At 68.3% G+C, this 15,229-nt stretch carries 10 protein-coding genes and 1 pseudogene; 10 read left to right on the forward strand and 1 reads right to left on the reverse strand.

Going from position 1 to position 15,229, the window contains the following annotated elements:
* The first annotated feature begins 146 nt into the window (after nucleotides 1-146).
* The 5 genes and pseudogenes from QF032_RS04355 to QF032_RS04380 all read left to right on the forward strand — a co-directional run.
* A complete protein-coding gene (locus tag QF032_RS04355; RefSeq protein WP_307040155.1) occupies nucleotides 147-1,496 on the forward strand; it encodes a right-handed parallel beta-helix repeat-containing protein in 1,350 nt (449 codons plus the stop codon).
* Entirely contained in the window at nucleotides 1,483-3,696 is a 2,214-nt protein-coding gene (locus tag QF032_RS40560; RefSeq protein WP_373430292.1) for a family 43 glycosylhydrolase, read from the forward strand. The genes QF032_RS04355 and QF032_RS40560 overlap by 14 nt, the downstream gene beginning before the upstream one ends.
* Nucleotides 3,697-3,782: 86 nt before the next feature.
* Nucleotides 3,783-5,714, forward strand: a complete 1,932-nt coding sequence (locus QF032_RS04370; RefSeq protein WP_307054970.1) for a glycosyl hydrolase 53 family protein — start codon at nucleotides 3,783-3,785, stop codon at nucleotides 5,712-5,714.
* Between the two features lie 159 nt (nucleotides 5,715-5,873).
* Nucleotides 5,874-7,187, forward strand: coding sequence for an RICIN domain-containing protein (locus tag QF032_RS04375; protein ID WP_307040159.1), 1,314 nt, complete (start codon nucleotides 5,874-5,876; stop codon nucleotides 7,185-7,187).
* An 830-nt stretch (nucleotides 7,188-8,017) separates the two neighbouring features.
* A pseudogene (locus QF032_RS04380) lies at nucleotides 8,018-8,498 on the forward strand (IS110 family transposase); the annotation flags it as partial.
* A 515-nt stretch (nucleotides 8,499-9,013) separates the two neighbouring features.
* On the opposite strand, the gene QF032_RS04385 reads toward QF032_RS04380, so the two are convergent.
* Nucleotides 9,014-9,844, reverse strand: coding sequence for an alpha/beta hydrolase (locus QF032_RS04385; RefSeq protein ID WP_307040161.1), 831 nt, complete (start codon nucleotides 9,842-9,844; stop codon nucleotides 9,014-9,016).
* A 938-nt stretch (nucleotides 9,845-10,782) separates the two neighbouring features.
* On the opposite strand from QF032_RS04385, the gene QF032_RS04390 reads away from it, so the two are divergent.
* The 5 genes from QF032_RS04390 to QF032_RS04410 are packed head-to-tail and all read left to right on the forward strand — an operon-like array spanning nucleotide 10,783 to nucleotide 15,214.
* Nucleotides 10,783-11,376, forward strand: coding sequence for an amino acid synthesis family protein (locus QF032_RS04390; RefSeq protein WP_307040163.1), 594 nt, complete (start codon nucleotides 10,783-10,785; stop codon nucleotides 11,374-11,376).
* Nucleotides 11,373-12,572, forward strand: a complete 1,200-nt coding sequence (locus QF032_RS04395; protein ID WP_307054972.1) for an amidohydrolase family protein — start codon at nucleotides 11,373-11,375, stop codon at nucleotides 12,570-12,572. The genes QF032_RS04390 and QF032_RS04395 overlap by 4 nt, the downstream gene beginning before the upstream one ends.
* A 40-nt stretch (nucleotides 12,573-12,612) precedes the next feature.
* Nucleotides 12,613-12,840, forward strand: coding sequence for a ferredoxin (locus QF032_RS04400; RefSeq protein ID WP_234311808.1), 228 nt, complete (start codon nucleotides 12,613-12,615; stop codon nucleotides 12,838-12,840).
* Nucleotides 12,837-14,027, forward strand: a complete 1,191-nt coding sequence (locus QF032_RS04405) for an NAD(P)/FAD-dependent oxidoreductase (RefSeq protein ID WP_307054975.1) — start codon at nucleotides 12,837-12,839, stop codon at nucleotides 14,025-14,027. The genes QF032_RS04400 and QF032_RS04405 overlap by 4 nt, the downstream gene beginning before the upstream one ends.
* Nucleotides 14,028-14,065: 38 nt before the next feature.
* A complete protein-coding gene (locus QF032_RS04410; RefSeq protein WP_307054977.1) occupies nucleotides 14,066-15,214 on the forward strand; it encodes an alpha/beta hydrolase family protein in 1,149 nt (382 codons plus the stop codon).
* Nucleotides 15,215-15,229: the final 15 nt, after the last annotated feature.

The following is a 15,229-nucleotide window of genomic DNA, read 5'->3' on the forward strand; positions in this document are numbered from 1 at the left end:
AAGGCCGACGCGGCCCAGCCGCACACAGCACGCCCGCCAGTTCGCGCTTCGGGCCCGGGCTGCTCAAGCACGCCTGCGCCGAGTTCTTCAGGCAGGCACGAGCCCTACTGCCGCACGGGAAATCACCTGACTCGGGAGATGACGCTGTGAGAACCGCGAAGTTCGGCACCACTGCCCTCCTGCTCTCGGTGGTCACGGCGAGTTCCGTCGCCATGGCCCCCGGCTCGGCGTCCGCGAGCGCCGCGGGGGCCGGAAGCACCTACTACGTCGCCCCGAACGGGAACGACGGCGCGGCAGGCACGCAGGCCGCGCCGTGGGCATCGTTCGCCCGTGCACAGGCCGTCGCCAAGGCGGGCGACACGGTCTACTTCCGAGGCGGCACCTACGCCTACACCCGCGCGAACGGCGCCTGTTCGGGCCAGACCGCCAAGGTCGACGCGATCACCCTCAACAAGAGCGGCAGCTCGGGCAACCCGATCCGGTACTGGGCCCAGCCGGGCGAGAAACCGGTCTTCGACTTCTCGCGGATGACCGACAACTGCCGCATCAAGGGTTTCGACGTCACCGGAAGCTGGATCCACCTCAAAGGACTGGAAGTCAAGGGCGTTCCCCAGAACAACAACCGCAACGCCGAGTCCTGGGGGATCTGGGTCTCCGGCAGCAATGACGTCTTCGAGCAGATCAACACCCACCACCACATGGGCACCGGCCTGTTCATCAGCGGCGGAAGCGGCAACCTCGTCCTCAACTCGGACGCGCACGACAACTACGACCTGCGCAGCAACGACGGGCCCGGCGAGAACGCCGACGGGTTCGGTTCGCACTACACGCCGGCCGGCCGCCCCGCGAACGTGTTCCGGGGTTGCCGATCGTGGTGGAACGCCGATGACGGGTTCGACCTCATCTCCACCTACTCACCCGTGATCATCGAGAACTCGTGGGCCTGGCGCAACGGGTACGTGCCGGGGACGACGACGCCCTCCGGCAACGGAGCCGGCTTCAAGTCCGGCGGCTACGGGGGCGACTACGAGGCGGACGCGCCGAAGCACACCGTCCGCTTCTCGGTGGCTTTCCTCAACAGGGCGGCCGGTTTCTACGCCAACCACCACCCGGTGGCCAACGACTTCTTCAACAACACCGGCTACGGAAACCACCCCAACTTCAACATGCTGGGCATCGACTCACGCGGCGCCGCCGTCGGCCGGGGCACCCTGCGCAACAACATCGCCTACACCGGAACGGCGACGTCGAACATGAGCGGCACGAGCGCCGCGTACAACTCCTGGAATCTCGGCGTCCCCCCGACCGACTCCCAGTTCCGCAGTGTGTCGACGTCCGGCTGGGACGCGCCCCGCCAGACCGACGGGAGTCTGCCCGTACTGCCCCACCTCCGTCCCGCGGCGAACAGTGCCCTGATCGACAAGGGCACCGACGTGGGACTGCCCTTCAGCGGAAGCGCGCCGGATCTCGGTGCCTTTGAGAATGACGGAAGGTGACCTCTTGAGGCAAAGATCGCGTGGCGTCTGGCAGTACTGGAAGTCGGTCGCCGCCACCGTGTTGTCCGTGGCGTTGGCGGCGCCGCTCTCGGCGAGCACCGCCGCGGCGGAGACACCTGCGACGCAGAGACAGGCAACGGAGCTCCGAGACCAGGGGGCGGCCGCTGGACCGGTGGTGGAGCGCGGCCTCGAGTACCTTGTGTCCGACTACCGGACGCGCACTCCGACGAAGTACACGGCTGACTCCTGGAAGCCCTTCGCCAAGGCGTTGACCAACGCGGCCAAGGTCGCCGGCGACCCTTCGGCCACCACGTCGGACGTCGCCGGCGCGAAGACGGCACTGATGACCACCGCCGCCGATCTGAAGGCCGCCGACGAGGGCACGTTCCAGACCATCACGAACAACAGCTTCTGGAGCGACACCAGCGGCAATCCCATCTATTCGCAGGGCGGCGGGGTCTTCAAGTTCGGTGACACCTACTACTGGTACGGCGTGCACTACAGCGGCGCCGAGCTCTACCGGGCCAATCCGACGAGGAAGTACGACGGGAACGTCGGCTTCGTCTCGATCCCCGTGTACTCGTCCAAGGACCTGGTGAACTGGAAGTTCGAGAACAACGTCGCGACGCGCTCGACCGCGATCAACAACGGCGCCACCCTCGGTCAGGCGGGGTGGGTCGGGCGGCTCGGGGTCTCGTACAACGAGAACACCGGAAAGTACGTGCTCGCCACCCAGGCCTACGTCGGAGGCGGGCACGGGGTCCTCTTCCTCCAGGGTGACTCACCCACCGACACCTTCGACTACGGCTACTTCCAGACCCAGATCACCAACTCGCCCACGACCGGCACCGGAGACCAGACCGTCTTCACCGACGACGACGGCAAGGACTACCTGATCTTCTCCAACCGCGAGGGACGCTCTCGCGCCTTCGTCAGCAAGCTCAGGGAGTCCGACTCGCTGCGGGCGGAGCCCGGCGTGCAGATCGGCCAGAACTCCTCCGGCCGCGAGGGCAACGCCATGTTCAAACTCGACGGCAAGTACTATCACGCGGCCTCGGACCTGCACGGCTGGAACAGTTCGGTCGCGCACGTCCTGGAGTCGACCAGCGGCAACATCCAGGGCCCCTACACCAGCGAGTACACGCTGGCCGGCACCGAGATGGACTACAGCCACGTGACCCAGACCGGGTTCTTCGTGACGGTCAAGGGCACCAAGCAGAACACGGTGATCTTCGCCGGCGACCGCTGGGCCGACTTCGCCTGGAACGGCATCGGGTACAACCAGTGGATGCCGGTGACCAGGACCGGCGCGAGGCCACAGTTCCACTCGGTGAGCCAGTGGCAGTTCAACGCCACGACCGGCGAGTGGCGCGTCGGGCCGGCGAACAACTACCTCCTCAACCCCGACATCCAGGCCGACCGCGTCATCGTCTCCAGCGTACGGGGGTGGCGGAACCTGGGCGGTTCGGTGACCAACGTCAACGGTGGTGTGAACGGCTCTCGCTTCGCCCTCCAGGTGAGCAACAGCGGCGGCGTCGAGCAGCGGGTCGAGTCGGTGCCCGCAGGCGCCTACACCCTGTCACTGCACACTCGGGGTAGCGCCGGACAGGTCGTGATCACCGGTGCCGACAGCAGCCAACGCACCCTCGGCATCCCGTCGTCGAGCGGCTGGGCCAAGCGCGAGCTCACCGGCATCGAGCTGCCCGGCGGGGCCGCCACCGTCACTGTGCGGGCGTCGGGTTCGGGCGGCGTCACCGTCGACCAGCTCTCACTCGTCAAGACCTCGGCCGGCGCACCACAGCCACCGGGGCGTTACGAGGCAGAGACCGCTCCGGCGCAGTGCCGGGGCACGATCGACTCCAATCAAGCCGGCTATTCCGGCAGCGGGTTCTGCAACGGCGACCCCGCTGTGGGGGCCTTCGCGGAGTTCACCGTGAACTCCGAGACCGCCCGTACGGCGACGCTGGGGGTCCGGTTCGCCCATGGCGCCACCAGCGGTGCGAGGCCGGCGAACCTGGTCGTCAACGGATCCACGGTGGGAACGGTTTCGTTCGAGTCCACCGGTGCGTGGACGACCTGGTCGACCAAGACCGTGACCGTCTCGCTGAACGCCGGCAGCAACACCATCCGGTGGGATCCGACCACGGCAGCCGGACTGCCCAACGTCGACTGCCTCGATGTCGGTGCCGCGGCCGGCTGACATCCCGTGCTCCGCCGGTCTTCTCGACCGGCGGAGCGTACGGAACAGCCCCTGCCGCACGTACGTCACATCGTCAGGAGAAGGACATGAGCAGCAAGCGTCTGCCCCGCGCCATCGCGGTCACGACGACGTTGGTCACCATGGTGTCCGCGAATCTACTCATGGTGCCCGAGCCGGCCCACGCGACCTTCGGAACCGCGGACATCAAACCGATCGAGAGCAATATCGCCGCCAAGCCCTGGGCCGCGGCGACGGCTGCCACCGGCTCGTCGAACGCCCGTCTGGCCATCGACGGCGACCCGGCGACGTCCTGGCACCCGGATCGTGCCGGCGCCCGTCAGTGGCTCACCGTCGACCTCGGTGGAACCTACGACAACCTGCGCAAGGTCAAGGTGCTGTTCCCGGACCGTGGTGTGGCCCACCAGTACGTCGTCGAGGCCTCATCCGACGGTCGCCGGTGGAAGACCATCGCCGACAGATCCCACAACCGAGCCGTGTCGCGAGGGGAGGTGCACCTGTTCACCCGGCCGGCAACACGCTTCGTCCGGCTGACCTTCACCGGTGGGCCGGGCCGGACCCGGGCAGGTGTCAGCGAGCTCCAGGTCTTCAACTACCTGCGCGAGGACCTCACCCTCGGCGCCGATCTGTCCTGGATGGACGACGTCCAGGACCAGCAGTACTGGGTCGACCCCCTGGCCGAGAACCGCGGGGCCGGGCCACACCTGCTCGACGTGGCCAAGGACCGTGGCATCGAGTACAGCCGGCTGCGGATATTCAACGAGCCGCGCAGCGAGGGCACCGGTCAACCGACGCCGATACCGCGCCAGGGCCCGGAGCGCTCACTGGTCTCAGCCAAGTGGATCAAGCAGCGGGGCATGGGCCTGGGGATCGACTTCCACTACGCGGACTCGTGGGCGGACCCGAGCAAGCAGCCAAAACCTCGCGCCTGGGCCGAGCTGAAGTTCGCGGACCTGTCCCAGACCGTGTACGACTTCACCGCCGACTGTCTGAAGCGGCTGATCCGGCAGGGCACCACGCCGGAGAAGGTGGCCGTCGGCAACGAGATCATCAATGGCTTCATGTACGGCAGCGAGGCGGCCCGCATCGGCACGACTGATCCGCCGTACTTCGTCGACCAGGCCGATGTCTACCAGTCCCAGCCCGGCGGTGGCCTGTTGTGGAAGTACTGGCGGTCGACCGACCCGGTGGAGCAACAACTCTACGACCAGTCGTGGGACCGGTTCACCACCCTGGCCGCGGCCGGGATCAAGGCCGTCCGCGACGCGTCACCGACATCCAAGGTCGAGATACACGTGATCGTCGACAAGGACAAGCTCGCCAAAACCATGGAGTTCTGGCACCAGTTCCTCACCCGGGTGAAGGCGAAGGGCCAGAACCCCGACGTGCTGGCCATCTCGTACTACCCGGAATGGCACGGTACGCCCGACGCGCTGGATCTCAACCTGAACACCATGGCCACCACGTACCCCGGCTACGAAATCGACATCGCCGAAACCGCCTACCCCGCGTCGGGCGGCGACGGCTCGCCGTTGCCCAACTCACCGTACCCGCGGACCGTTCAAGGGCAGGCGGACGCGATCCGGAGGGTCTTCCAGGCCGCCAACGACGTGGTCGACAACCGAGGTTCAGGGGCATTGGTGTGGGAGCCGGCCGGCTACCAGCCGATGTTCCGGGCCGTGCCCGGACTGGCGAACGCGTGGGAGCCGCACGCGTCCATCAACGTCTTCAACGCCGCCCGCGCCAAGCACATCCTCCAGGACACCGTCTACACCAGCACCATGGTGAGAGCCGCCCCGAAGCTGCCCTCCTCCATCCGCATGCTCACCACCGCCGACAACGAGATCACCAGTGTCCCCGTCCGCTGGCAGCCGTTGCCACCTGGCGCGACCGACAGGCCGGGTGAGGTGACCGTCACCGGGACGACCGGCACAGGACCGGTCACGGCGGTCATCGACGTCATGCCCCGACACGGCGAACACGACGTGACCACCTCATAGCCTGCTTCGCCGACGTCGCACCGCCGCGGCCACGACGGCACCGGCGACATCATCACCGCTTCCCAGCAGTGCTCCGCTCTGTCGCCGGCGGGACGCACCCGGCAACGGGACCAGCCGAACACCGAACCCCCCACCCATCCCCGCACCCAAGGAGTCACCGTGACCCTGCGACGACGGACCTTCCTCAGCATGAGCGCGGCCGGAGCGACGGGCGTGGGCCTGTCCCTGCTCGGGGCAGGACAGGCACCGGCCGTCGCCGGGCCACTGGACGCCGCGCCGACCACGCCGTTCGCGGTCGGCGTACGCCGGTACAACTGGACCCGCGGCAGCCGCCCGTGCACCACCTACGTCTACTACCCGGCCACCGGCGCCGCCGGCGGCAGCCCGGTGACGGACGCCCCGGTCGCAAGCGGTGTCTTCCCCGTCTACAACTTCACCCACGGCTACGGAAGCAGCCCGCAGAACTCCCTGTTCATCATCCGGGCCCTGGCCTCGGCGGGCTTCGTCGTCCCCGCCCCGCACTTCAACCACAACTTCACCGACGTCAACAACGGCAACACCTCCAAGGACGTCTCGCAGATCCTCACCAACACCCTCGCGCTCAACGCGAGCGGACCGCTGGCCGGGCACATCGACACCGGCATCGGCGTCGGCGTCTCGGGCCACTCCCTGGGCGGCATGGTCACCCACGGTCTGCTGACCTCCTGGCCCGACAGCCGGATCATCTCCGCCAACCCGCAGTCCTGCGTCGACATGGGCAACCCGTCCAGCACGGTCTCGGCCAAGGTCCTGTTCGTCCACGGCGACCGGGACTCGACCACGCAGTACTCCTCGGCCCGGCAGGCGTACGCGGAGATCACCTGGCCCAAGGCGTTCCTCACCTTCGTCGGCGGCAGCCACACCAGCTTCTGGAGCGACCAGCGCTTCCCGAGGACCGTCGTCGACTGGGCCCGCTGGACCATGTACGGCGACACCGCCGCACGGGACCGCCTCCCGGCTGACGCGTCAGGGTCCAACACCAGGTGGGAAGCCCAGCTGGGCGACTCCCCCGGCGGCCCGGGCATCTACACCCTGCTGGCCCAGCACAGCGGCAAGGCCGCCGAGATCAACGGGGCCTCCACCGCCGCCGGCGCACTGCTCGTCCAGCGGACCACCAACAGTCGCCCCAACCAGCAGTTCGAGTTCGTCGACGCCGGTAACGGCCACGTCCGCGTCAAGGCACTGCACAGTGGCCTGTTCCTCCAGCCCACGGGCACCGCGACCGGCGCGGACATCGTCCAGCAGGCCGACACCGGCGCCACCAGCCAGCAGTGGCGGGTGGTCGATCACGGTGGTGGCGTGATCAGCCTCGTCAACCGGGAGTCCGGCCTGGCCATGGATGTCTGGGAGTACTCCACCGCCGACGGCGCCCGCATCGCCCAGTACACCTACAGCGGCAACCCCAACCAGCGCTTCACCCGCCGCCGCGTCTGACCGGAGCGTGGCGGGGCACCGCTCGGACAACAGGGCGGGCGGTGCCCCGGCATGGTGCCCGAACACGCAACCCGGACACTGTCCGATCTGCCACCGATCAAGCTCTCGAAACGGCCCACGACACACATTCATAGGGGCGGCACGCACACACCGCCCGCGAACTATGTAGTCCCACCACATGTGCCCCTGGCCTGCGCGTTCCTACGGTGTTCCGACACAGACCCGTCCCCACGGCACACGAGGAAGTGGCGCACATGGCCTCCGGAACCACCGCTCCCCCACCCCCCGCCAGTCTCAAGCGCATCGTCGCCGCGTCCCTCATCGGCACCACCATCGAGTGGTACGACAACTCATTCGATCGGGGCTAGGCCCTGCGGTTTTGCCTCATCAGCGGCCTGAAAGTCAGCACCGAACCAGCACCGGAACCCAACCGTGCTGGTCGGGACAGCAAGACGAGAGCTCCACCGCACGAGAGAGGGGCCGGAGGCCAGCAGGTCTCACAGAGAGTAGTCAGGCTCCCGTCTCACAGGCGACTCGTTTTCCATGTGGTCACCGTCCGCATTGGTCACGGAACCGCCCGACACAGTCGAAAGCCGGGAAGACACCGGCGTCGATGCTCCGGCAAAGTCGCTCCGTAAGTTGTTTGGCGGTCCGGAAGAGTGGGGTGTGGCTCTAAGGTCGCTTGCCCCCCGGTGGCTCCGGCGGAGTGGCCGCCCCGCTTCGGGACGCCTGGCCGCTGATTGAGATCTGCGCATTGATCGCTGTTTTTACGGAGCTGGCGGCGTGTTCCTCGGGCCGAACGGCATGCTGCCTGAACCGAGGAGACGTACATGGCCGAGCAGCTGACCGGCCTCTGGGTCGGGATCGACGCCGGTAAAAATCCATCGCTGGCTTGCCGCGGTCGACGAAACCGGGGCAACGGTCTGGAGCAAGAGGGTTGCCGACGACGAGAACGCGATCCTGACCGCCCTCGGCGAGATCCTCGCCCTCGCCGACCTTGTGCACAGGGCCGTTGACATCGCCGGTACCGCGTCCGCGCTGTTGCTGGCCATACTCGCCGCCCGCGGCCAACAGGCCGTCAACGTTCCCGGCCGGACGGTCAGCCGGATGTCCGGGTCCTACCGCGGTGAAGCCAAGACCGACGCGCGGGATGCCTAAGTGATCGCAGACACGGCCCGGCTGCGGCGGGACTTCACCTTCATCAAAGTCCCCGCCCAACTGGCAGCCGACCTCGCTCTGCTGACCGCCCACCGCACCAATCTGACCGCCGACCGGGCCCGCATGCTCAACCGGCTCCGCGACGTGCTCACCCGTCCATCGGCGACATCGTCTCAGTCTCGCTGGACGGATGGCTCACCGCCTGCGGGCTCTGCGCCTGACAGCAGTGCGCGAGGGGCTGCCGCCCCACGCCGGGGTACGGCAGCCCCTCGCGCCGACCGTTCCAGTGGCCCAATGGGACGGGTGGCTATCCGCCTGGCCGACCGGAGCGGCTCTCGTGCCTGATCACTCCCCCTACGCCCGCCGCTGCGTGAAATCGCCGACGGGCTCGACGCCGGGTTCCAGCCGAACGACGACGCTCTTCCGCCGCACCCGGAGACCTGCAACGGGCACACCGACGAGGGCAGCTCAACCACACCGTCCCTGAAGTTCTTCAGTTCCAGGCCGGATCCGCCGGTGCAACGCCGACACCGACATCTCTCACGGTGACGTCGTCGTTCTCGCCCTTGACGCATGGCTCCGTGCAAAGGGCTACCCACCGGACCTCGAACCACCGGGCACAGAAGGATCGCACTCTCGATCCAGGCCACCGCTTGTACGGGCGGGAGCTACAGCTGCGGTCCGGTGACGACGTCGAGAAGCCAGGCTTCGATCTGCTCGGCGACTTCCTTCCAGACCGGGTCGAGCGACAGACAATGGCCGGCGTCCTCGCGATAGATCTCGTACGCCCCGAGGGCGCGGCCGAGGGCACGAACGTGGTCGGCCGGCGCAAGAACGTCGTCGCCGACGGCGACTACGAGTGCCGGCGCCCGGACCGCAGCGACGTCGACCTCAGCAGTCCAGCGTGTAGCCTGCCAGGCGGCCGTCGGCGACTCCGGTTGGAGCCGCGCGTAGTACGTCTTCGCGACCTCCTGGTTGACGCGCGGCCAGAACAGTTCGTGGGCGACTTCCAGCGGCGGCGGCCCCCATGGCTGGTCCATGTCGATCGCGAGATCCACCGGCTCTGGAGCGAAACGCCCCGGCAGCACCGGTGCCATGAGCGCGATCGCAGCCAGGCTTCGACCGGCGGTCGCGGCGTAGGCCAAGGTGGCGAGTCCACCCATGCTCTGTCCGACGACGATCGGTGCAGTGTCGGTCGTCTCAGCCAGGCGCGCGACGGCGACTTCGATGTCTTCGGCGACTGCGGTGATGGGACGCTTGAGCCACTGCTGCTGCTCCATGGGTGCCGAGGAGCCGTGTGAGCGCCAGTCCAACGCGAGATTGCGCCAGCCGCGCGCGGCGAACCAACCCTGCCATTCGGCGAAGCACCACGCGCCGTGGCACCCACCGTGGACGAAGACGATCGGGTTGGCGTGGCTGGCTCCGCCATCCGGTTCGACGTGCGTCAACGCGATTCCGTCGACGACTTCGGTTTTTGTGGAGAGAGTCTCGTTTGGCATTTGCTGATGGTCCCTACGAAGCAGGCAGTTCTGTGTCACCCGCACGGGGCAATTCGGAGGTCCTGGGAACCTGGAGGGCGCCGATCTGGTGCCCGTGGCGGGCAAAGACAGCGACGAGACTGCGATCGGTGCTGGTCTGGATGCGATCTCGTCGGCGGCGGTGACTCGGCCGACGAACCGCGTCTTCCTGTCGAACTGGTTGGACCAGATAGAGGGGACGGGGGCGTAGGCCGTCCTCTGCGCCCAGCAGTGTCAGTGCGGCGTGGTGTCCCTGTTCCCGCCGCGTTGGTCCACTGTTCGGACCCGCATGCGAAGAGCGGTTCATACCACACGGCCACGTCGCCGGCAGCGACGACGGGGGGGGGCGTGGTTCGCGGGCGAAGTCGCAGACGATGCCGTCGGAGACGGCCTGGAGAGCCAATCAACGACTGGCACCGCACCGACGGCACCGACCACAAGGTCGGCACGGACCGACTCCCGACCGGGCACCGAGACGACCTGCTCCTCACTGGCACGGTCGACGCCCGTGTCATGCCCGCGCAGAGCATCACCTCACCATGCTGCTCGTGCAGTCGCCGGAACCACTTGACCACCTCATCGCCGAGGACCCGAACCGTCGGCACCGGCGCCACCTCAACGACCGTCGTGAGCACTCCGAACTCGTCGCCGCAACAACCATCGAGCCCGACGAAGCCGCCGCCGATCACAGTGACACGAGCCCGGCTCCCTGGGTGGCCATCGCAGCGGCGGGAAGTCTCGTCTTCAGGCCGACCACGGGCAGCCCACGGAGTGCTCGTGAATCTCTGCCGCCCGCGGCCCTGACTGTGGCTGCCAGGCCCAATACACCCGAACGGGGACTGTGTGGCGGCAGCAGCTTTCCTAGTGTCTTTGCCATCGCTGCAGCGTCTGCAGGCAGAGCCGCAATGGAGGAAAGCGCCGTGAGTGGTCTGATCGTCCGTAGGACCTTCGCCCAGATAGAGGAAACCCATCTCGCCGCCGGCCGGACGGACGACCAGGGGCCGCTGAAGAAGATCGCGGTCTGCGCCGTCGTCACCAACCCGTTCGCCGGCCGCGGTTACGTCGCCGATCTCTCCGAGCTCGTAGAAGCGTCCCAGGAGATCGGCACCCGACTCGGTGAAGAGGCCGTGCGTCTGCTCGGCCAGGCACCGCAGAGCTACGGCAAGGCAGGCGTCGTCGGCACCGACGGCGAGCAGGAGCACATCAACGCCGCACTCACCTCCACCTTCGGCAACGCCCTGCGCGACGCGATCGGCGGCGGCAAGGCGTGGATCACGTCCGTCACCAAGACGGGGGCCGCCGGCACGACCATCGACGTACCCCTCGCCTTCAAGGACGAGATCTGGGTCCGCAGCCACTACGACGCGATCACCGTGCACCTCCCTGACGCCCCCCACCCCGACGAACTGGTCATCATCGCGGCGGTCGCCAACCGGGGCCGGATCAACGCCCGGGTGGGTGGAATGACCGCCGCCGAGGCGAACGCCACGGACACTTCCGAGGCGACGTCGTGAGCAGCATCGCCGTCACCGGCGCGGGCACGATCCTGTCCGGCGACCACCGGCAACCCGTCATCGCGGACGCCGACACCGTGATCGCCGTCGACGGCACGATCACAGCGGTCGGCCGGAGGGCTGAACTGGCCGCACAGGTGGAGGCCAGCGAGGTCGTCGTCGACGCCCAGGGCGCGACAATCGCCCCAGGGCTGATCGACTCGCACTGCCACGTCGTACTGGGGGACTACACACCTCGTCAGAAGACCGTCGACTTCCTGGCCAGTTACGTGCACGGCGGCATCACCAGCGTGGTTTCGCCCGGCGAGATCCACGCCCCCGGACGACCGCACGACGCCGCAGGCGTCAAGGCGCTGGCCATCGCCGCCAGGTCCTGCTTCGCGGGCTTCAACCCCGGGGGCATGACCGTGCACGCAGGGTCCGTCGTCCTGGAACCGTGCCTGACCGACCAGGACTTCGCGGACCTCCAGGCCGCCGGTGTCCGCCTCGCCAAGTTCGGGTTCGGGCTCTACGAGGATCCGGCCGACGGATACGACCAGGTCCGCTCCGCGCAGAAGCACGGCATCACGGTCATGTGCCACTCCGGCGGTGCCAGTATCCCCGGCAGCAAGCCGATCACCCCGGAACACCTGCTCCACCTCGCGCCCGACGTGTGCGGACACATCAACGGCGGCCCCACGTCGCTGCCGGCTACGGGCGTGGACACGATCATCGAGCAGACCGGGATGGCCCTGCAGCTGGTACAGGCCGGAAATCTCCGGTCCGCGGTCCGGATCATCGAGAAATGCCACGCGGAGGACCGCTTCGACCGTGTGGTGATCGGCTCGGACACCCCGACCGGCACCGGAGTGATGCCGCTGGGCGTCATCAAGACGGTCGCGGAGCTCTCCTCCCTGTCCGGTATCGACCCGGCCCAGGTGTGGGCTGCCGCCACCGGGAACAACGCCCGCACCTGGAGCCTGCCCGCCGGCTTCGTCGCCGCCGGGGCGGCCGCGGACATCGTCGTGATGGACGCGCCCTGGGGATCGACCGCCGACGACGCACTCGGAGCGCTGGCCATCGGGGACATCCCCGGTATCACCGCCGTGATCACCGCCGGTGTCCTGCGCAACCTGACCAGCCGCAACACCCCCAGGGCGGCGCGCCTCGTGCACGTCGAGCCGGCCATGCCACACCTCGCCGCCACCGGTCACTAGAGCAATCTCCGACTGGGGCCATCAGCGGAACGTGCCCCGCGTGAACAGGAAGAGTGTCATGTCCGTCCAGGTGATCTTCGAACCGGCCAAGTGCCAGGGGTACGCCAACTGCCTCATCGAAGCCCCCGAGATCTGGGACTTCGACGAGGACGACAACAGAGCGGTCCTACGCCTGAGCGACCCCGGCGACGCCCTGCGAGCCAAGGCCGAGGCGTCCGCCCGCTGCTGCCCGGCCCAGGCCATACGCGTCGAGGAGCTGAACCCGTGAAGCGCATCGTGGTGGTCGGCGGTTCGCTGGCCGGCGTCAACGCGCTGGAGGAGATCAGGGAACGCGGCTTCTCCGGCGACCTCGTCCTCGTAGGCGCCGAGCCGCACCTTCCGTACACCAGACCGCCGCTGTCCAAGGAGTCGCTGGCCGACGGAATCGACCATGAGCAACTGGCGTTGCGGCCCCCCGGCTGGTACACGGAGCGAGGCGTCACCCTCCGCCTCGGACATGCCGCCTCGGGCCTCGACCCCCGCGGTCGAGTCGTCGTACTGGACGACGGGACGACGATCGCGTACGACGGCCTGGTCATCGCGACCGGCTCGTCCTCGCGCAGATCCGCCCTGACGGCCGGGATCACCCGTGCCCACGAGCTCCGCGGCGTCGATGACGCCGAACGGCTGTTCCGTGCCCTGCGGAACTCCGGCCATCTCGTCGTGATCGGCGCGGGTTTCATCGGGTTGGAGGCAGCTGCCACCGCGCGAGGACTGGGGCTCGACGTGACGGTCGTGGACATCGCCGCGTCGCCGATGCACCGGGCCTTCGGCCCCGAGGTGGGCGACTGGTTCCGGCGTCGGCACGAGGAACACGGGGTCCGGATCCTGTGTGCCACGGGTGTCGCACAGATCGAGGAGCAGGGCCCCCGAACCCTGGTCCGGCTGGCCGACGGCGAGACCCTCGCAGCCGACGCCCTTCTCGTCGCCGTCGGAGCCGCACCCGCCACGTCCTGGCTGGACGGATCCGAGGTGTCGGTCGGAGACGGAATCCTCTGCGAACCGGACCTCGCGACCAGTGTCCCCGACGTCGTGGCCGCCGGGGACGTGGCCCGATGGCACAACCGGACATTCGACGAGTCGATGCGCGTCGAGCACTGGACCAACGCCGTCGAGCAGGGCCGTCACGCTGCCGCGACCCTGCTCGGCGAGCGACGCCCCTTCGAGTCCGTCCCCTTCTTCTGGACCGACCAGTTCGACGCGAAGCTGCGCTGCGTCGGCCGGCCGGGGGCAGCGGACGACGTCGAGATCCTCACCGAGAACGACACCACCCTCGTCGCGGTCTACGGCCGCCGAGGACTCCTGAGCGGCGCCGTGTGCGTCAACGCTCCACGCCAACTCGCCACGCTGCGCCAGGCGGTGGCCGCCCGCACACCCTTTGCCGAGGTGGCCGGGGCCGGCCTGGTCTCCTCCTGACCCGCCCCGGCACCACGCCTCACTACCCAAGGACACAGATGACCAGCACAGCCATAACCCAGAACCGTGACGCCCTGTCGATCATCGAACTGTTCCCGCAGGACGAGGACTGGTCACTGCAGACGATGCGTCTGCTCGCGCAGGTAGCCGTAGGCGGAGCCGACCTCTTCGAATGCGCGCGCACCGCCGCCCGCATCGGCCGCACGACGACCGACGGCGAGGTCTGGCAGCGGGAATGGAGCCGTACCGCCGAAGAGGTCGCGGCTGCCGGCGAGGCGGCTCTGGAACGCGGTGACATCACCACCGCGCAACGGTCCCTGCAGCGGTCGTGCAGTTACTACCGGCACTCGGAGTTCTTCCTTGCGTCCTCCGACCCGCGCCGAGAGCAGGCGTACAGGAAGGGGACGGCGAACTTCCAGAAGGCAGCCGAGCTCACCGACGGACTGATCGAGCGCATCCAGGTCCCCTTCGAGGGCACGACGATGGACGGCTACTTCGTCCGGCCCGACACCTCGGACACGCCCCGGCCCACGGTCCTCTTCCTCGGTGGCGCGGACTCCTGGGCCGAGGAACTCCACTTCCTGGGCGGCTCCGAGTTCCCGGCCCGCGGCATCAACGTCGTCTTGGTGGACACTCCCGGCCGCGGCAGCTCCCTGCGCTTCAAGCAGCTCTACAGCCGTCCCGACTACGAAGTCCCCGTCGCGGCCGTCCTGGACTTCCTGGAGCAGCGCCCCGACGTCGACGCCGACCGCATCGGACTCGCCGGCGTGAGCTTCGGCGGCTACTACGCTCCCCGGGCGGCTGCCTTCGAGCCGCGGGTGAAGGCGGTCGCGGCCTGGTGCGGCACGTGGAGCATCCTCACCGACTTCTACGCGTTCTACCCGCCCCTGCAGCAGCAGCTGCAGTGGCTGACCGGGTCCAAGGACGACGCCGAGGCGCGCCGCAAGCTGGCCGCTTTCACGCTGGACGGCGTGGCCGAGAAGCTCAGCATCCCGGTCTACGTGATGCACGGCACCGACGACATCATCATGGACATCGCGGGTGCCCGGCGCTTCATCGACGCCCTCACCACGGACGACGTGACCGCCGACATCTACGACGGCGCCGGATCGCTGCACTGCAGCTACGACTACTTCTCCGTCGCGACCGCGCGCCTCGCCGACTGGTTCGTCCAGCGGCTCGGCTGAGGCACGGAGAACGCC

Origin of the sequence: Streptomyces achromogenes (assembly GCF_030816715.1) — a bacterium.
Lineage (GTDB): Bacteria > Actinomycetota > Actinomycetes > Streptomycetales > Streptomycetaceae > Streptomyces > Streptomyces achromogenes_A.

What these genes read in the sequence shown, in the direction of transcription:
- QF032_RS04410 (WP_307054977.1), top strand. Translation starts at nt 14,066, where the DNA reads ATGACCAGCACAGCCATAACCCAGAACCGTGACGCCCTGTCGATCATC.
- QF032_RS04385 (WP_307040161.1), bottom strand. Translation starts at nt 9,844, where the DNA reads ATGCCAAACGAGACTCTCTCCACAAAAACCGAAGTCGTCGACGGAATC.
- QF032_RS40560 (WP_373430292.1), top strand. Translation starts at nt 1,483, where the DNA reads ATGACGGAAGGTGACCTCTTGAGGCAAAGATCGCGTGGCGTCTGGCAG.
- QF032_RS04370 (WP_307054970.1), top strand. Translation starts at nt 3,783, where the DNA reads ATGAGCAGCAAGCGTCTGCCCCGCGCCATCGCGGTCACGACGACGTTG.